Origin of the sequence: Clostridium sp. KLE 1755, assembly GCF_000466465.2 — a bacterium.
GTDB classification, from domain to species: Bacteria; Bacillota; Clostridia; order Lachnospirales; family Lachnospiraceae; genus Eisenbergiella; species Eisenbergiella porci.
Map to the genome: position 1 here is coordinate 35451 of NZ_KE992783.1, position 19064 is coordinate 54514.

General features: G+C 47.4%; 15 protein-coding genes. 13 read left to right on the forward strand and 2 right to left on the reverse strand.

Going from position 1 to position 19064, the window contains the following annotated elements:
• Window positions 1-106: 106 nt before the first annotated feature.
• The 3 genes from HMPREF1548_RS28625 to HMPREF1548_RS28635 all read left to right on the forward strand — a co-directional run bounded on the left by HMPREF1548_RS28625 (window position 107) and on the right by HMPREF1548_RS28635 (window position 3459).
• Window positions 107-976, forward strand: a complete 870-nt coding sequence (locus HMPREF1548_RS28625) for a carbohydrate ABC transporter permease (RefSeq protein ID WP_021640418.1) — start codon at window positions 107-109, stop codon at window positions 974-976.
• Window positions 977-1036: 60 nt separating this feature from the next.
• On the forward strand, window positions 1037-1825 hold the full coding sequence (locus HMPREF1548_RS28630) for a carbohydrate ABC transporter permease (protein ID WP_021640419.1): 789 nt from the start codon (window positions 1037-1039) through the stop codon (window positions 1823-1825).
• Window positions 1826-1911: 86 nt separating this feature from the next.
• Window positions 1912-3459: an ADP-ribosylglycohydrolase family protein gene (locus HMPREF1548_RS28635; RefSeq protein ID WP_021640420.1), complete on the forward strand. Its 1548-nt coding sequence runs from the start codon at window positions 1912-1914 to the stop codon at window positions 3457-3459.
• Window positions 3460-3556: 97 nt separating this feature from the next.
• On the opposite strand, the gene HMPREF1548_RS28640 is transcribed toward HMPREF1548_RS28635, so the two are convergent.
• Window positions 3557-5017: a helix-turn-helix transcriptional regulator gene (locus tag HMPREF1548_RS28640; RefSeq protein WP_021640421.1), complete on the reverse strand. Its 1461-nt coding sequence runs from the start codon at window positions 5015-5017 to the stop codon at window positions 3557-3559.
• Window positions 5018-5080: 63 nt separating this feature from the next.
• A complete protein-coding gene (locus tag HMPREF1548_RS28645; RefSeq protein WP_021640422.1) occupies window positions 5081-5725 on the reverse strand; it encodes a TetR/AcrR family transcriptional regulator in 645 nt (214 codons plus the stop codon).
• A 292-nt stretch (window positions 5726-6017) separates the two neighbouring features.
• Here HMPREF1548_RS28645 and HMPREF1548_RS28650 point away from each other — a divergent pair, with 292 nt between their 5' ends.
• The 10 genes from HMPREF1548_RS28650 to HMPREF1548_RS28695 all read left to right on the forward strand — a co-directional run.
• Complete coding sequence (locus HMPREF1548_RS28650) at window positions 6018-8114, forward strand: efflux RND transporter permease subunit (RefSeq protein WP_021640423.1); 2097 nt, start codon at window positions 6018-6020, stop codon at window positions 8112-8114.
• Window positions 8111-10642 (forward strand): hypothetical protein, encoded by a 2532-nt coding sequence (locus HMPREF1548_RS28655; RefSeq protein ID WP_021640424.1) that lies wholly within the window; start codon window positions 8111-8113, stop codon window positions 10640-10642. Before HMPREF1548_RS28650 ends, HMPREF1548_RS28655 begins: the two co-directional genes overlap by 4 nt.
• A gap of 342 nt (window positions 10643-10984) precedes the next feature.
• Window positions 10985-11839, forward strand: coding sequence for an ABC transporter ATP-binding protein (locus tag HMPREF1548_RS28660; protein WP_035324416.1), 855 nt, complete (start codon window positions 10985-10987; stop codon window positions 11837-11839).
• Complete coding sequence (locus tag HMPREF1548_RS28665) at window positions 11826-12590, forward strand: ABC transporter permease (RefSeq protein WP_021640427.1); 765 nt, start codon at window positions 11826-11828, stop codon at window positions 12588-12590. Before HMPREF1548_RS28660 ends, HMPREF1548_RS28665 begins: the two co-directional genes overlap by 14 nt.
• 428 nt (window positions 12591-13018) lie before the next feature.
• Window positions 13019-13903 (forward strand): hypothetical protein, encoded by an 885-nt coding sequence (locus HMPREF1548_RS28670; protein WP_198168697.1) that lies wholly within the window; start codon window positions 13019-13021, stop codon window positions 13901-13903.
• Window positions 13904-14137: 234 nt separating this feature from the next.
• Window positions 14138-14623, forward strand: a complete 486-nt coding sequence (gene ybaK, locus HMPREF1548_RS28675; RefSeq protein ID WP_025490329.1) for a Cys-tRNA(Pro) deacylase — start codon at window positions 14138-14140, stop codon at window positions 14621-14623.
• A gap of 60 nt (window positions 14624-14683) precedes the next feature.
• Window positions 14684-14878 carry a hypothetical protein gene (locus HMPREF1548_RS28680; RefSeq protein ID WP_021640431.1) on the forward strand — a complete coding sequence of 65 codons (195 nt, stop codon included), beginning with the start codon at window positions 14684-14686 and terminating at the stop codon, window positions 14876-14878.
• A gap of 146 nt (window positions 14879-15024) precedes the next feature.
• Complete coding sequence (gene mtnA, locus HMPREF1548_RS28685; protein WP_021640432.1) at window positions 15025-16095, forward strand: S-methyl-5-thioribose-1-phosphate isomerase; 1071 nt, start codon at window positions 15025-15027, stop codon at window positions 16093-16095.
• The gene (locus tag HMPREF1548_RS28690) at window positions 16055-17404 is read left to right on the forward strand and encodes an HD-GYP domain-containing protein (protein ID WP_320920759.1); all 1350 of its coding nucleotides are present in this window, start codon (window positions 16055-16057) and stop codon (window positions 17402-17404) included. Before mtnA ends, HMPREF1548_RS28690 begins: the two co-directional genes overlap by 41 nt.
• A 759-nt stretch (window positions 17405-18163) precedes the next feature.
• Window positions 18164-19064, forward strand: a 901-nt coding sequence (locus tag HMPREF1548_RS28695; RefSeq protein WP_021640437.1) for an ATP-binding cassette domain-containing protein, incomplete at its 3' end; no start/stop codon positions are given.

Here is a 19064-nt window from a genome sequence, read left to right on the forward strand (position 1 = left end):
AGTCCTTTTTATGTCCTGCTACAACGGTTCAGGCTTTTTACAGTTAACAGTAACATTTTGATAAGTTTAAACTACCGACGGTTCTATTTTCAGGAGGCCGGAATAAATGATTAATTTTAAAAACAGTAAGAAAATCGGTTTTTTCTGTGTACTGCCATTAGTGCTCTTTGTGCTGGTATACATGGTTTATCCGATTCTGTATAATGTAAAAATCAGTTTTTATGACTGGAACGGCATCGATCCGGATATGACCTTCATCGGCATTAAAAACTTTACCGATATCTTTAAAGACAAGGTTTTCCGTGTTGTTTTAAAAAATTTCCTGCTTTTTGCCCTGTTCACAGTAACAATACAGGCAGTGCTGGGCTTCCTTCTGGCGGATTTATTTCAGAAAAAATTTTTAGGAAGGGATGTTTCCAAGGCTGTTCTGTTCATGCCGGCCATCCTTTCATCTATTATTATCGGTCAGGTTTTTTACAGACTGCTGGATCCCAATATCGGATACCTGAAAAATATTCTCAGCTTTTTCGGAGTCAGCGCACCGCTTTCCAACCCGAAGCTGGCTATCTGGGCAATTATCATCGTTAATATATGGCAGTGGACGGGATATTCCATGACACTTTATTATGGTTCCATGGCAGGAATATCTGAAGACCTGTATGAGGCAGCAAGAATTGACGGTGCCTCCCATTTCCAGATTCTGAGAAAAATAATGCTGCCGTTGGTGCGCGGAACTACATATAATCTGACCATTATCGGAGTTATCGGCGCGTTGAAGCAGTACGATTTGGTTGCATCCCTTACAGGAGGCGGCCCTGCCAATTCCACACAAACTTTTGCGACCTATCTGTATGAAGCGGCATTTACAAATTATGAACAGGGGTATGCGTCGGCTATTGCGGTGGTAATGTTCCTGATTGCAGGCATAATTACCGTCATACAGCTGCGGCTTTATAATTCTAAATCAATTTATTAGATCTGCGGCAGATATCTTGATGATTTGAAAGCGCGCCATAGCGCGCGGTTAGGAGCAAAGATGAAAAAATTACGGTTGGCAGGTGCCGTGCTTCGGTATCTGATATGTATTGCATGTGTTGCAGTCATTCTTCTGCCCATAGGGATTCTGGTGCATGGCTCCTTCCAGGGTGGAGGAATTCAGAACTATGTGGATATTCTTACAAAGTACCATATTCAGACGTATTTTATAAACAGTCTGATTATCAGTGTTTCGGTGGTAGTGCTGGTGGTGGTTCTGGATGTACTGGCGGGATTTGCCCTTTCCAAGCTGAATTTCCCGTTTAAAAACGGAGTGTATATTTTCCTGCTTTCGGCGCTGCTTCTTCCTGCAGCTGCCATCCTGGTTCCGGTTTTTCAGATAAATTCAAAGTTGGGCATATTGAATACTTATCTGGCAGTGATGGGGCCTTATGTGGTGCTGATAGCTCCATTTAATCTTCTTACGATAAAAAACGGGTTTGACGCACTCCCTAATACGGTATTGGAAGCAGCGCTCATAGATGGCTGCGGTATTATGAAAACGCTCTTCAAGATAGCGGTGCCCATGTGTAAGCCTGCTATTGTCATGGCAGTTATCTGGACTTTTCTTTCCAGCTGGAATGAATATATGATGGCATTTGTAATGCTTCGCAAGGAAGAAATTATGACAATCACAGTGATTCCCACCAAGTTCCAGTCAATGTATGGCGGTAATGTGGGAAAACTTTATGCAGCTCTTTTCATCATTCTGGTGCCGGGTATTGTCATATATCTGCTGATGCAGAAATTTATTGTAAACGGCCTGAATGCGGGAGCCGTGAAGGAGTAGCAGCCGATAGAAGACGGCTATTGGCATATATGAAAACATAGCAACAATCCGGTTATCTGAAATGTTACGAAAAAAGGAGATTACGAATGAATAGAGAAGAATTCAAGAGCAGAGTCTATGGCTGCTGGATGGGAAAGAATATCGGCGGTACCCTGGGTATGCCCATGGAATGGGAACGATGCAAAAATAACATTACATATTATACGCATGATCTTAATGGTGAACCGCTTCCCAATGACGATTTGGATATTCAGATACTCTGGCTGCTGGCGCTGGAGGATCGGGGCATCCATATAGATGCCAAGGATCTTGGTGAATATTTTAATGAATTTATGATTTTTACTCATGCAGAGTACGGGGTGGCAAAAACCAATCTGAGGAGCGGGTTCCAGCCGCCTGTGACAGGGAGCTTCAACAATGAGTTTAAGGACAGCTGCGGTTCCTATATCCGTTCTGAAATATGGGCGTGCCTGTTTCCTGGTAAGCCTGATTTGGCGGCTGAATATGCATTCCAGGATGCCATTGTGGATCATGGGGATGGTGAAGGTGTATATGCGGAGGTGTTCATTGCCGCTATGGAGAGCGCGGCATTTTATCTCAGGGATATCAGAAAACTGATTGAAATAGGGCTTTCCTATATTCCGGAGGGCTGTGCGGTAAGCATCGGTGTGAGAAAAGCCATGGAAACCTTCGATTCCGGTATGGATGAAGAGGAAACAAGAGAATATATCATGCAGAACTTTATTGGTCATCTTGAGTGGCACTATATTTCTGAGGAGGATGAGAAGAAGGGCTATCAGAATGGAAAAATGGGTTGGGATGTTCCTTCTAATCTCATGATCATTATCTATGGCCTGCTTTTTGGCGGCGGGGATTTTGAAAAATCAGTTCTGACAGCTGTCCATTACGGAGAAGATACGGATTGTACGGCAGGAACCATCGCGTCTCTCTTTGGAATCATGTATGGCATTGATTTCTTTGAGGCAAAATGGATTGATCCAATCGGACACGGAATTGTAACCTGCAGCATTGATCCCTTCCGGATGGCAGGAAGGATTCCTTCCACGGTAGAGGAACTGACCGACAGGGTTCTGGCGCTTAAGGAAGTGGCCTGGAAAGAGCTGGCGTTGACAGAAGCTACGGCAGAAGATGAAGAAATTTTCTATGCGAAGCCTTATTTCAGAAATATTTTTGATGAAATGAAGACTGTAAAGTATGAATTTCCCTACCTGAATGTACGTGTGGATTATTGCGGTGATCCGGTGATTAATGCAGAAGAACCGAAAAAAATCAGGTTTATTCTTTCCAACACGTCCAAATCGGTGACTTCGGATAGATTGAATGTTTACCTGTATAATCGGGATGGATGTACGGTGAGTCCACAGAACGAAGCTTCTGTATTTCTCACTATGGCACATATGGGAGCCGGTATCAAGGAGGTGGACTTTGAGATAAACGTAGAGGGTCCTCTAAAGCCGCTATACCGTTTCGTAGCAGAATTTACCTTTGAGGAAAGCAAAAACAGACGGGTAATGCATGTACCAGTGGTTCTTGTCAGTGAAACCGGAACAGTCAGGGATGTGAAGTGGGAGAAAAAGGGCCCCCGTTCTGTAAATAATCTTCCCAGAGTATAGTCGTTATAAAATTAAATTATAAAAAACAGGAGGAGACTTCGTAACAGTTTGTTTCCGCCTGAAAGGTTATAAAACTCCGGCAGGAAAGCATGGACAGTCAGGCTTTCCCATCCGGAGTTTTATGATGCGCTTTTATCTGGGAGGGTGAGATTCCATGGTATTTTTTGAAGGTATTGCGGAAATGCCTGATATCTTCATAGCCCAGCATGTGAGCTGCTTCATAGATTTTACAGTTGGCGGCGATCAGTTCGGCGGCCTTATCCATTTTCAGCTTGGTGATGTAGGAAATATAGGTCTGCCCTGTTTCGCGCTTAAACAGTGTGCTGAAATAAGAGGGATTCACATAAAAATAGCTGGCGATGGTATTCAGGGAAAGATCTTCCATGATATGGTTGGTGATGAACTGGAGGACCTCCTGAATTTGAAAGCCGGTATTGGAACGTGTCAGATCAAAGTTGTCCAGTGTGTAAATCAGCCAGGTACAGAACCAGTCCTCAAGCTGGGAGGCTTGAGTTATACTGAGTATTTCATGTACCTCAAGGCCGGATTTAATACGCTTCAGCTTCAGGCCATACATATCAAACAAAACATATTTAATACTGGAATAAAGGATGATCAGATCGTATTTCATGTCATCCAGCTCATAATTCAGCGCCCGGCATTCAGCAAACCATTGGCGGGAATACTGCAGTGCATTGCTTCCTTCCCTGAACTGAATGTCTGTCCGTATGGAACGTTCGATTTCCATGAGCTTTTGGGGCTTTAGCATCTGTCCCGGAGGGCTGGAAATCTCTTCAAAAATGGCACAGGGCCGTTGATAGGAATTTACATAATATACTTCACAGGCCTCCAGAAAGGAGGAGGTAAGGCCGGCCAAATCATGATGGATCACCCCAAGACAAAACATGGGAAGGCTGTCTTTTCCGGATTGGATTCGCTCTATCAGCAGCTGCCGGTTTCGCTCAAGCTGCGTGAAATTTCCGGTGGGCTCAAACAGGACAAACAGAAACAACGGAATACTGTCATTATAATAGCAAAAAGAAGAATGGAATAAGTGTGTAAGCAGGCGGCAGAGGTTTAACAATTCAGGCGTCTTTTTTTGTCCCCGCAGAAGGCAGACAGTAAAGCTGAAGCCGGATAAATTGGGTATAGTAAGGCCGGCTCCCGGATTTATATGGCTCAGGAAGGAAAGACGTTCCAGAAAGGCCTGACTTTGGGCATAGGAAACAAATTCCTTATTTTTTACAGGAAGAAATGCCTTGTCGTATAAGAGGGGAAGTACCAGCTCCCGCAGGTCTGTGCTGCCATCATAAACCAGTGCGGGAATGTGAGTATGCTGGGAGGACAGCAGCCGAAACCAGGAATGTGCGTCCTGATCGGGGCAGGAGCGGACATCCAGCAGAAAGGCGGAGGGAGAACCTTTGGGAAAAATCGCTGCAGGGCCCTGAAGAGGACCGGCATTTTCCACGTAAAGCTTATCCCCAAGGTACAGGGAGAGAAGCACTGTGATTTCCTCCGCCAAAGTATCAGAAGGGGTGAAAAGCAGAAGATAATACATGACACAATTCCTTTCAGCAATTATGATTAGTCCTTTTTTATAATAGCGTAGATAACTGGACAGTTATGCTTTTTTCACCCTGGTATTTTCTAAAGCGTCGCCTGTAATTTCCTGGCCGCGTATGATCTGGCGGATGGACTGGAACAGGTACGGCTTTAATTCCTGTATGGGCACGGGCTCCTCATATAAAATGGAGCTGTAGCAGGTGGAGCCGGTAAGCTCTATGATTAGATAAAGCATGACCTCAGGGTTCCGGTAAAGCTTGTCTGACGCTTCATTTTCGAATACGGAGGTATACAGCTCATGGAAATCAAAATCAGAGCTGTCAGAGGAATGAAGCAGTTCATTTTTAAAGATCCCCCAGCTTAAATTTTTGGAAATAAACCGCAGAAGGATCTTGTCTTCATTAAACTGCTCCAGAATATGATCCACCAGGAAAATTATTTTATCCTCCAGCAGCGTAATGTCCGTCTGATGGAGCGCCTCCTCCGCTTTTGTGAAAACCTGGCTGGCCTTATGGGCAATCAGTTTGTTGCGGATGTCATATTTGTCCTTGAAATAGAGATAAAAGGTTCCCTTAGCCACTCCTGCCCGATCCACAATATTGGAAATGGTGGTGTCTGTAATTCCTTTACTGGTGAACAGCTCGAATGCGGTATTTAATAGCGCGTCTTTTTTCTGTTTCTTATTCCGTTCCGCTTTTCCCATAGGCCATAACTCCCTGCCGTTTTTTATTTCCCTTATTATAAGGCAGATTCCTTCAAATGAAAATGCTTTACAGAAAAAAAGGGACTGCCGGGGCAAAAGGACCGCGGCACTGTAATATCCATGCAGAGAAGGGCCGGAGGGATAATGCGTCGGGTGGAAAACGGTAAATATCAGGCTTTATAGTTATTTAATAATTTAAAATATTGACCAATGGTCATTAAAATGATATAACAATACAGGTAAACAAAAATGACCAATGGTCATATAATGATAAAAAACAGAGGTGCAGGGAATGGATAGGTTTGGAAGGAGAATTGTGGCTTTAAGGATTCCGATCCTGATAGCGGCGTTAGTGTTGTTGGTGCCGTCCGTTATCGGCTATGCGAAAACACGGGTGAATTATGATATTTTGTCTTATCTTCCCGGTGATATTGAGACGATGGCGGGGCAGGATATTCTGACGGAGGAGTTTGGAACAGGCGCCTTTTCCATGTTTGTGGCGGAAGGGATGACGCCAAAGGAAATTACGGAGCTGAAGAATGAGATTGAGCAGGTGGAGCATGTAAAGAAGGTTATCTGGTATGATACGGCCATGGATATTTCGGTTCCCATGGAGATGCTGCCGGATGAACTGTATGAGGCGTTTAATCATGGGGACAGTACTTTGATGGCCATTATTTTTGATGATACGACTTCTTCGGATGCGACGATGAAGGCCATTGAGGAGATACGGCGGGTTGCGGACAGAAACTGTTTCCTGAGCGGAATGTCAGCGGTGGTCACGGATACAAAGAATCTGTCGGAAAAGGAAGCGCCGGTTTATGTGTGCATTGCTGTTCTGCTTTCCTGCCTGGTGCTGTCCCTGACCATGGATTCCTATCTGATTCCTTTTTTGTTTCTGCTGAGCATAGGGATGGCGATTTTATATAATCTGGGAACCAATGTGTTCCTGGGGCAGATTTCCTATATTACCAAGGCGTTAAGCGCGGTGCTTCAGCTGGGAGTAACTATGGATTATTCCATCTTCCTCTGGCACAGCTATCAGGAGCAGCAGCAGACCGGTACGGGTAAAAAGGATGCCATGGCAAAAGCGATCGCGGCAACCATTACCTCAGTGGTGGGCAGCTCCATTACTACGGTGGCGGGCTTTCTGGCGCTTTGCTTTATGAGCTTTACCCTGGGGCTTGATTTGGGAATCGTGATGGCAAAGGGTGTTGTGTTCGGGGTAATTGCCTGCATCACCATACTGCCGTCCATGATTCTTGTTTTCGACAGGGCGCTGGAAAAAACAAGGCACAGGGCAGTGCTGCCGGAGCCGAAGGGAATCGGCGCATTTATTACTAAGCACTACAGGGTGTTTGCCGTACTTTTTGTTGCGGCTCTGATTCCGGCAGTGTTCGGCTATACGCATACGAAGGTTTATTATAACCTGGATGAAACGCTTCCCAAGACACTCCCCAGCATTGTGGCAAATGATAAGCTGAATGCGGAGTTTGATATGAATGCCACGCACATGCTGTTGGTAGACGGCGATGTTTCACCAAAGGATGTCCGGCATATGACGGAGGAGCTTGAGAAGGTGGACGGCGTAAAATGGGTGCTGGGGCTGAATGCCCTGAAAGGGACGGCGCTTCCCGGAGAAATGGTGCCGGCTGAGCTTACAGAGACCCTGGAGGATGAAAACTGGCAGCTTTTGCTCATTGGATCTGCTTATAAGGTGGCATCGGATGAGGTGAACGCTCAGTGCGATACGCTGAGCGCAGTGAGTAAAAAATATGATCCCGGCGCGATGCTGGTAGGAGAAGCGCCATGTACCAGGGATTTAATCCGGATTACGGATCATGATTTCAGCACGGTAAGCATTGTTTCCATCGGGGTTATTTTTCTCATCATCCTGCTGGTATTCAAATCCCTCACACTTCCGGTAGTCCTGGTGGCGGTGATAGAACTGGCGATATTTATCAATATGGGAATCCCCTATTATACGGACACGGCCATACCGTTTATCGCCTCCATCGTAATCGGAACCATACAGCTGGGCGCCACAGTGGATTACGCCATTCTGATGACCACAAGATATAAAAGCGAGCGCCTGGGCGGGGCGGATAAGGCGCAGGCGGTTTCCGTGGCCTGCCAGACCAGCGTAAAATCCATTATGGTAAGCGCATTGTCCTTCTTTGCGGCCACCTTTGGCGTCGGGCTTTATTCCAATATTGATATGATAAGTTCCCTGTGCACCCTGATGGCAAGAGGCGCGCTGATAAGTATGGCATCGGTTATTTTTATTCTTCCTTCCATGCTGATGGTATTTGACGCGCTGATCCGGAGGACTACCTGGGGAATGAAAACAAACAAAGCAGAAAAGGAACAGGAGGCTTCACAGGCATGAATAGAATAAAAAGAAACGGATATCAGAAAATACTCAGTCTTACCCTGAGCGCATCGCTGCTGCTTGGCCTGACAGGGTGCGGGGCGCAGAAGGCGGAGGAAACCGCTGCTACAGCTTCGGAGGAAGAGGCGCTGCTGACAGAGGCGCTGAGCAGTCAGGGAGCGCCTTCCCACAGTGCGGAAACGGGAAAGGAGGAGACCGTTTATGTTCTGGCGGACGCTTCCGGCGGCGTGGAGAAGATCATTGTAAGCGACTGGCTGAAAAATAAGGACGGTGACAGTACCCTGCAGGATGCATCGGATTTACAGAATATCGAGAATGTCAAGGGCTACGAAACATTTGTCTCAGATGGGAAAAACGGGCTTACCTGGCAGGCGGACGGAGCCGATATTTACTATCAGGGAAGTACGGAAAAACAACTGCCTGTTGCGGTGAAGCTTACCTATAAGCTGGACGGAAAAGAAGTAAAGCCGGAGGAAATCGCGGGAAAGAGCGGACGGGTGACCATCCGTATGGATTACGAAAATAAAGAAACGAGAACCGTTGAAGTAAACGGCAGAAAGGAAGAAATACATATCCCCTTTGCCATGCTGTCCGGTATGCTTTTGCCCCAGGATACCTTTTCCAATATCGAAGTTACCAACGGCCGTCTGCTGTCGGAAGGAAATAACAGCATTGTGGTGGGGATCACTTTTCCGGGGCTGAAGGAAAGCCTGAACTGGGAGGAACTTAAAAAAGATTTGTCAAAGGCGGAGAAGAAACAGGCGGAGGAGGAGCTTGCCATTCCGGATTATCTGGAGGTCAGCGCAGATGCTGAAAATTTTTCTCTGGGAATGACTATGACAATAGCCATGAGTGACATGCTTTCTGATTTTTCCCTCGCGGATTCCCTGGATCTGGAGGAAATGAATGATTCCATGAATGATCTGCAGTCCGCATCCAATGAACTGAAGGACGGGACCTCCGATTTAAAGGACGGCAGTGCAAAGCTGAAGGAAGGGACGGACAGTCTGGCAGATGGTGTGGTAAGCCTGAAGGACGGCGCCGGGAGCCTGAAGGAGGGAACCGGGGAGCTGTATGAAAAGTCCGGAGAACTGGACGAAGGCGCTGCAAAACTGGAGGAGGGCGCATCTTCACTGGCAGAGGGAGCAGATAAGCTCAACAGCGGCGCTTCCTCCTTAAGCGACGGGGCAGGAAGCCTGAAGGACGGCACCCACAGCCTGGTAGAGGGAACCGGCAGCCTGATGGACGGCGCCGGAAAGCTGGATGCCGGAGCGGGGGCCCTGCAGGAAGGAATTGCCGGTGTTAATAATGGTATTTCGGCGTTGAAAACGGCCATGGAAACCGGAAGCGGCGACCAGCCGCCGATCCTGGGCAGTTCCGAGGCAATCGCGCAGAACATGGGAACATTATATGAAAAGGTAATCGCCTATTTTGATACCTATGAAAAGGATTTGGCGCCCGTAATCCAGATGATAGAAGAGCAGATGAGTCATGCAAATGGAGCCCTGGAGACCGCCCAGGCTAATCTGGATGCCGCCAGATCCCGGTGCAGCCAGGCTCAGGCCGATCTGGACAATGCATGTCAGCCTTCCACGGAAGAGGTGGAGGTAGTGACCGGCCGCAGTGTGGAAAGTGTCAGCGGCAACGATATTGTATCGGTGGACACTCAGACGAAGGAGGTGGCAACCATCTCTGCGGACGCGGTATCGGGGGCGGTGGAAAGCTACCGGGAGGCCGTCAGGGAGGAGGCTGTCTATGAAGCACAGGTTTCCGCTTACAGCGAACAGCTGAACCAGCTGGAGGAGGTGTATCAGGTGGTTCAGGGCCTGAGCAGCGATGCGGTGCAGAAAGCGACGGACATTGTTACTATCAAGCAGTATTGCGCTCAGCTGAGTGCCGGAACCCAGGCTCTTTATGCGGGCCTTGGGCAGGTGGACGGCGGGTTAACGCAGCTGGCGGATCAGGAAAAAGGGGTTCCCGCCCTGGTTGCGGGCGCCAATGCTCTGAAGGAAGGGACCGCAGGCGCAGTATCCGGCGCCCGGGAACTCAATGAGGGCGCCAAAAAGCTGGATTCAGGAGCCGGGACGCTGAAGGGCGGCCTGGATGAACTGAAAAACGGAGCCGCTACGCTTTCTGCAGGCAGCGGTACTCTGAAAACAGGAACCACACAGCTGAAGGAAGGCACTGCCCGGCTGGTGGAAGGGACAGGAAAGCTGGATGAAGGAGCGCTGACGCTCACCGACGGAGTGGATACCCTGGAAAACGGCGCGCATTCCCTGCAGGAAGGGGCGCTGGCGCTGGACGAAGGCGCAGGAACCCTGAAGGATGGCATGTTCCGCTTTGACGAAGAAGGAATCAGTAAGCTGACGGATATTTTTGGAGATAATACAAAAATCGTGACGGACCGTCTGAAGGCTGTGGCGGATTCCGGAAAGGAATACAAGACCTTTACCAGGCTGCCTGAGGGAATGGACGGTAGCGTGAAATTCATTATTAAAACAGCAGAGGTCAAAGCGGACAGCTGACCCGCCTGCTATGATCTTCCGAACCGCCGGTTGCGGTTCACTTTTACTCCATCGTGAGGGATTTGCGCCGGATGCGCAGAAAACTGCAGGTTGCACTGCCGCAATTATCGGTTCCTCAACCGTACCTTGCGTGCCGGGCAATGACAAATACGATATTCTGACTGTATAGCACAGCCGGAAGATGCCAGATGTAACGGCGCTTCCGGCTGATTTTATATTAAAGCGGGGGACATTGTATGTAGCAGTTAAAATGAAGAGAATAAATCTGTTTTTTACTGCCTTTTTTAGACAGTAAAATTTACAATGACAACATACATGTGTATGTATATCAGGAGGAGGAACATGTCAGAAAAAATAATTGAAGTATCCGGGCTGCAAAAATCCTATAAGGAAAACCATGTTTTGAAGGATGTCAGTTTCACTATTGATAAAGGGAGTATTTTTGCTTTGCTTGGTTCCAATGGTGCAGGAAAAACGACAGTTATCAAAATTCTTTCCACACTATTGAAAGCAGACGGCGGCAGGGCTGTTGTTAATGGATTTAATGTGGCGACGAATGGCGGCAATGTACGTGAGTGTATCAGCCTGACAGGGCAGTTTGTGGCGGTAGATGAAGTTTTGACAGGCAGAGAAAATCTGACGCTTATCGGACAATTGAAACGTCTGCCAAACCTCAAAAGCACCGTAAACGAGTGGCTGTCTTTTTCGAGATTGGAGGATGCAGCCAACAAAAGAGTCTCCACCTATTCGGGGGGGATGCGGCGCAGGCTTGATATAGCTATGAGCCTTATGGGAAACCCAAATGTACTTTTTCTTGATGAACCTACAACAGGGCTTGACCCACAAAACCGTATTGCCATGTGGGATTTGGTAAAGGATTTAGCAAGGACAGGAACAACTGTATTTCTCACAACACAATATTTAGAAGAAGCTGAATTTCTCGCTGATGATATTGCTATTTTACATGACGGTAAAATCATTGCAGAGGGCACGCAGAGGTATCTTAAAGAAATATTGCCGGAGAGAGGGCTGAGGCTTGTTTTTGAAAGTGAGGCTAAAGCCGGTTCAGCGATAAAGCTCTTAAATGAAAATGGAATTTTTGCCGACAGTATAGAACAAAACCTGCCTTCATTAGAAGATGTATTTTTAACACTGATTGATGAAAAAAAGGAGAAAAACCAATATGAAAAAATTTAGTAGAAAATTATTCCCCGATTCATGGGTTATGTTCAAACGCTGTTTAATTATATCATTGCGTAATCCTGAAACACTCCTGACGGCAACGCTGATACCATTTTTCTTAATTCTTTTATTTGGCACGGTCTTTGGCAGCATATCCGATGTAGGGGATTTTAATTACATTGATTTTATTGTGCCGGGAATTATTTTTCAAAGCATCGCCCAGGCCTCTCAATATTCGGCAATGAATGTTGCAGCGGATATGACAAAGGGTATCATAGACCGCTTTCGCTGTATGTCTGTTTCAAAATCTGCTGTGTTGATTGGCCATACAGGGGCTGGAGTGATGCGGGGAATTATTTCAAACATTGTTATTATGGCAACAGCTCCCATTCTTGGCTTTAGGCCGCAAGCAGGGTTTGTGGATTGGGTTTTGGTTATAGCGCTCCTTTTGCTGATAAATATTACATTTACGCTGATCGCTGTACTTTGTGGGACGATTTCAAAGTCGGTAGAAGGGGCAACCGGACTATTGTTCCCCCTTTTTATTTTACCTTTTACGAGTTCGGGATTTGCTCCTGTTGACACTATGCCAAGAGGTATTGGCAGGTTTGCTTCGATACAGCCTATGACACCGATGATTGACAGCTTGAGAGCCCTGACCCTTGATTTGCCTTTGGGGAATAGTTTAATGCTGGCACTTACATGGTGCATAGTATTAAGTGTTGTGTGTTTTGCTGTGTCAATGCGGACATTCAACCGTAAATAAGCATAACGGTAAATTATTAGCCAAGCCTTGCTGCATTGTGTTTAAAGTAAAAAATTGCCGGAGTAATTTCCTGACAACAAAAAATGTTTATTAAAATATTATATGATATTATTGCGTTATAAATTTCAGTATGCTACAATCGGATCAAGCAATGAATTCAACATATCTGTTCATCTTTTAAGATTCTATGCCGTACTGTCTCAGCGATTCCGCTGACAGGCCGGTATCTGCACGCAGTTTCGCGTGTGCATGAATGCATATGCCGAGGAAAATCCCATAGGAACGGCAGAGAGATTGCCCGGGCCATGAGGAAGATACATCCCGGTTACGTATGCGTGATAATGCATGAACTCCTTGCTGACAAATGAATAAGCAGGGAGAGCAAAAGGCATAGTTCTCTCTGCGGAAAAAGAAAGAGAGGAATGCCTATGAACCTTATAACAACAGGGGATACTTCTACCCAATTGCTGCCCCGGAACTATCAGTTTAACCTGAGTGATTTCGCTTTGTTTTTATCCGTGATGAAGAACAAGACGGCCTATGAATGCACCCTGAGTATTATTCTGGATGAACCGGAGCTGAAGCTGGCTGAGGTAGAGGTGGAGCAGGTAGTACTTAACAAAAGCGGGAAACGGGCTATCCGGCTGGATGCCTGGGCACGGGATACGCTTGACCGCCGTATTAATACGGAAATGCAGAATGAAACCGAAACGGATGATGTCAGGCGAAGAGCAAGATTTTATCAGGGTTTGCTGGATACTCCGGTTTTAAAATCAGGAAAGATGACAAAATATAAGCATTTGCCATCGACTATTATCATTTTCATTACGCAGGAGGATATTTTTGGACGGGATTTGGCTGAATACACATTTACTGAACAGTGTGAAGAAATTTCCGATTTGCCGCTGGATGACGGCACGAAGAAAATATTCCTGAATATGACCAGCAGGAATGGCCGTCCTGAGCTGATAAGCCTGTTGCAGTATATGAAAAATACGACGATTGATAATCCTGAAATCATAGTAAAGGATAGACGGATTGTCACGTTGGATGAAATTGTAAATGAAGTGAAGCAATCGGAAGAATGGGAGGCTGTAAAGATGAATATTCTTGAGATTGGAATTGAAAAGGGCAGGCAGGAAGGGCTTAAACAGGGAATCCGTGCAATGGTACAGGATAATCTGGAAGAGGGTGTGGAAGAAAAACGCATTTGTGAAAAGCTTCAGAAGAACTTTTCGCTGACCCGGGAAGCTGCGGAAGAAGAACTGCGCAGTTTCATGGAGGAAAAAGCAAAGAATCAGGAAGAACAATAGCAACTGACAAATAAGATATGCTGTTTCACATTCCCTGTAATAAAGAGGATCCGAAGAGACTGGAAGGCAGTTTCTCCGGATCTTTTTCTCTTTTCCGGCCGCTTAGTAACAGCTGAGAAAACTTAGCGGTTATCCCATTTCTTTGCGTTCCCTCCATCCCCCACATTTCACAGTATACGTCCAAACGCCGATATGCTATAATGACCAGGTACAAACACGAAAGAGGTGGCGGAATTGGCAAAACAAAAAGAAATAAAAACCAATGCCATGCGCATTCTGGACCGAATGAAAATCCCCTATACCCACTACACCTATGAATGCGGCGAATTTATTGATGGCATACAGGTTGCGGATATGCTGGACCTTCCTCATGAAAAGGTATACAAGACTCTGGTTACCCAAAGCCCGTCCAAAGAATATTTTGTATTCGTGATACCCATAGAAGCGGAGCTGGATTTGAAGAAGGCGGCCAGGGCTGCGGGCCAGAAATCCGTGGCAATGCTCCATGTAAAGGATATCAATACTGTTACAGGATACATCCGCGGCGGCTGCACCGCAGTGGGGATGAAGAAACAGTATAAAACACTGATAGAAAAAAGTGCGCAGTCCCTGCCTTCCGTAATTGTAAGCGGAGGCCGCATCGGTTCCCAGATTGAACTGGATCCGGCAGATCTGGCAAAAGCGGCGGCAGCGGAATTTGCGGATATTATTGTTGGCTGAGACTGGACGGCGGACGAAGTATCGGACAGCGTCCGGAGAATCCTGAAAGGAGGAAATGCAGTGGCAAAGAAAGCGAAAACCAGGGAAGATAAGTTGAAGGTTTGGGAAAAGAAGATATCCAAAAAACTGGATTTTCTTATTGTGGGAATTTTTTTCCTGATATTTGCGGCAACGGCGGTGAACGAAACACTGGAAGCAAAAGGGATGACCCTTCGGGGCCTTCTGTCTGAAGTCAAATTTCCCGGAAAAAGCTGACAGGGCATCCTGCCTGATAAGCGGAAGGATGACGGAGTATCAAGCCCGGTATACATTAAGCGGAGGAAAATCCTCTGTTTGTCAGAGGCTGGCATTTTGCTCCGCAATACAAGGAGGTAACACAGTTGAGTGAGAATAAAAATATCATGGAGTACGAAACGGTAGAGCTGGATGATAAGGATGACGCTCTTGTCATCATAGATCAGACAAAGCTGCCGGGAAAAACGGAGATTATCCGTCTGAAAACTGCACAGGAAATGTGGGATGCCATTTATCTTCTGAAGGTACGCGGCGCCCCGGCCATTGGCGTGGCGGCGGCTTTTGGCATTTACCTTTTGGCCAAGCAGATAGATACGGCGGATTACAGCACTTTTCTTGCCGAATTCAGAAAACAGAAGGAATACCTGGATTCGTCCCGCCCCACCGCGGTAAATCTGTCCTGGGCGCTGAAGCGTATGGAAAAAATTGTGACAGACAATGGGGATAAATCGGTGGAAGAAATCAAGCGGCTTCTGAAAGCGGAAGCGGATGCCATCAAGGCAGAGGATATCCGGGTATGCAAAACCATCGGGGAATTCGGCCTTACCCTTGTGAAGCCCGGCGACGGCATCCTCACCCACTGCAATGCGGGACAGCTGGCTACAAGCAAATACGGAACCGCCACAGCGCCTATTTATCTGGGAGAGGAAAGAGGCTATCACTTCCGTGTTTTTGCGGATGAGACCCGTCCGCTGCTGCAGGGAGCCAGGCTGACCAGCTATGAGCTGCATTCTTCAGGTGTGGATGTGACCCTGATCTGTGATAATATGGCGGCCACCGTAATGAAAAACGGCTGGGTAGACGCTGTTTTCGTAGGCTGTGACAGAGTGGCCCGTAACGGTGATACCGCTAATAAAATAGGCACTTCTTCGGTGGCGATTGCTGCGAATTATTATAACGTGCCTGTCTATATCTGCGCACCTACCTCTACCATTGATATGAATACGGCCACAGGCGCGGATATTCATATTGAAGAACGCCCTGCAGAGGAAGTCACACAGATGTGGTACCGGGAACGCATGGCGCCGGAGGGCGTAAAGGTATATAATCCTGCATTCGATGTGACGGATCACAGCCTGATTGCAGGAATCGTAACGGAATATGGCATTGCACGGGAGCCCTATGAGGAATCCTTCCGTGAAATTTTTGCTAGAAAAGAAAATGCGGAATATGATTGAATATGGTAATTATATTGACAACAGGGGCGTGCTGGGAATAGTCCGCCGCGCCTGTAATTATGTGGATGCCAGGCTGGTGGACCACGGGTTCCGGGTAGCCTGTATCGTATCCAGGATACTTGCCAGGCTGGGCGGCTATACGGAAAAGGAAATGCGGGATATCTGCATCCTGGCTCTGTACCATGATATCGGCGCTTATAAAACGGAAGAAATCAGCCGGATGCTGGAATTTGAAACCAGAAATATGCAGGAACACTCCATTTATGGTTATCTGTTCATTAAGTATTTTACGCCTTTGCAGGAAGTGGCTCCGGGGGTCCTGTTCCATCATACCACCTGGAGCAGGCTGCAGGAGCTGCCCGGCGTCGGCCCGGAGAATAAGAGGCTTGCCCAGATCATGTACATAGCGGACCGGGCGGATGTGTGCCTGGAGGAAGAAGGCTGCAGCTATCAGGAATTTGCACGACGCCTTTTGGCCGGACGGGGAGTGAGATATTCTCCTGAAATAGCGGATATTGTGCTGGCGGAGGATTTCCTGGAGCTTTCCTCCGAAAGGGAGGCCTGGGAAGCTGAATTATGGGAAAAAATCTGGAAGGTTCCCTTCACAAAGGAAGAGATAAGAAAATATCTGGACATGGTGATTTATACCATTGATTTCAGAAGCAGGCATACTGTGACCCATACCATGACCACGACCAGCATCAGCTATGAGCTTGCAAAGAGGATGGGGCTTAAGGGCAGGGCACTGAGTGATATTTATTTCGGCTCCCTGCTTCATGATCTGGGAAAAATCGGCATACCCGTGGAAATCCTGGAATTCCCCGGGAAGCTGAGCCCTCAGGCCATGCGGATTATGCGCACTCATGTGGAGCTTACCGGCCTGATCCTGGGCCCTGATGTGGAAGAAAAAATACGGAAAATTGCCATGAGGCACCACGAAAAGCTGGACGGATCCGGCTATCCCCTGGGACTGACGGCCATGGATCTCAGCCTGGAGGAAAGAATTGTGGCTGTCGCAGATATCGTCAGTGCGCTTGCAGGGACAAGAAGCTACAAGGAGGCCTTTTCTAGGGAGCGTATTGTGGGAATCATCGGCAAGATGAAAGAGGACGGCCTCATTGACGGCAGCATTGTGGATGTTATGACGGATAATTTTGACGATATCATGGGAAAAACAGGAGTGCGCTGTCAGCCGATTATGGATATGTATCAGGATATCCAGAGGGAATACCAGGAACTTGCCGGCTATATGGAGGGTGACTGGAACGGCCGACATCATAAGCGGGCAACAGCTGCTAACGACGCTTGACGTAACAGTTGAGGCAGGTCTGTGCATTTACTGTGCAGACCGTGAGAAAGCATGGCGGCGGCAGGCATCCGCCCCTCGCCGAAGGCGACTTTTCATGGGCGGATGCAGTAACGGTTCGGCCGAAGGCCGAACTGTTACTGCTTGACAGATGGAAAGCGCTGTGATAGGATGTTAAAAATCCCGGGCCGCATACAGTAACGGATTTTATACTGTCAGATTTTTGCAGCGGCGGGAAAAGGAGATTACCAATGACACTTACAGCAGAAACCGATAAGATTACAAGGCGAATCAACTCTGTACAACTGGAACCGATGAAACATTGTACAGAGGTTAATCATTAGGCAGTAACGGTTCATCGGAAGAAACGGAACAGATGCAGCAGTATACACACGGTATGCCCCGGAATATGGGGCGGCGTGTGTCTGGTTTGTGTACCGGTTTTCTCCGAAGATACCCGTGCCGCTCCTTTTTTACGGAGCGCTGTTGTAGGTGATATATGAGAGGCCGCGGACAATGTTTTGTCTGCGGCCTTTCCGTATCTGTGCACACCACAGGCCTTCCTGCGGCAACAATGCCGGAGAAGAATGCCTGAGGATATCTGTGCATGGAAGCGGATGTAATGCGGAAGGGCTTTGCAGGAATGCAGGGCCTTTTTTTGATAGAAATATTTGTATGGACTGCAGAATGCGATGGGCGTAAAACGCCGGGAAAGCATTGGAAATATCTGCGGCAGGCACAAAAAGAGAGGAATGACAGATTATGAGCTTACTTGATATTACGGAGCTGTCACTGAGCTATGGTGACAAATGTTTATATAAAAATGCGGAATTCTCCCTGTTTAAAGGAGAGCATGTGGGAATCGTGGGGGCAAACGGCGTGGGGAAAAGCACTTTTATCAATAGCTGTACCGAAAATACCATACCGGATGAGGGACAGATCAGGTGGCAGCCGGGAATCAGCCGTGGCTACCTGGATCAGCATGCCGCGGCTGATGCGCAGCAGACCGTGCTGGAGTATATGCAGGCATCCTTTTCGGCGCTTTTTGAGAAGGAGAAGGAGATGGTACAGGCTTATCAACGCTATTCGGCCGGAGAAGAGGACGCGCTGAAAAAAGCGGAAAAATACCAGCAGCAGCTGGAAGCCGCGGATTTTTATTCCATTGAATACCGGATCATGCGGATTGCGGAGGGGCTGGGGCTGACAGCCATTGGCATGGATAAACAACTGGGGAATTTAAGCGGGGGACAGCGGGCCAAGGTGATTCTTTCCAAGCTTCTGCTGGAGGAGCCGGATGTACTGCTGCTGGATGAACCTACGAACTTTCTGGACAAGGAGCATATCCGGTGGCTGTCTGAATATCTGACGGAGTTTTCCGGGGCGTTTCTGGTGGTATCCCATGATTTTGCCTTCCTGGAGCAGATCAGCACCTGCATCTGCGATATTGATGAACAAAGCATCCGGAAATACAGCGGAAAATACTCAGACTTCCTGAAGCAGAAAAAACATCTGCGGGAGGATTATATAAGGCGGTATACCGCCCAGCAGAAGCAGATAAAAAAGACGGAGGAATACATCCGTAAAAACATTGCCGGCGTCAACAGCCGGAATGCTAAGGGCAGAAGAAAGCAGCTGGAACGGCTGGAGCGTATGGCTCCGCCTG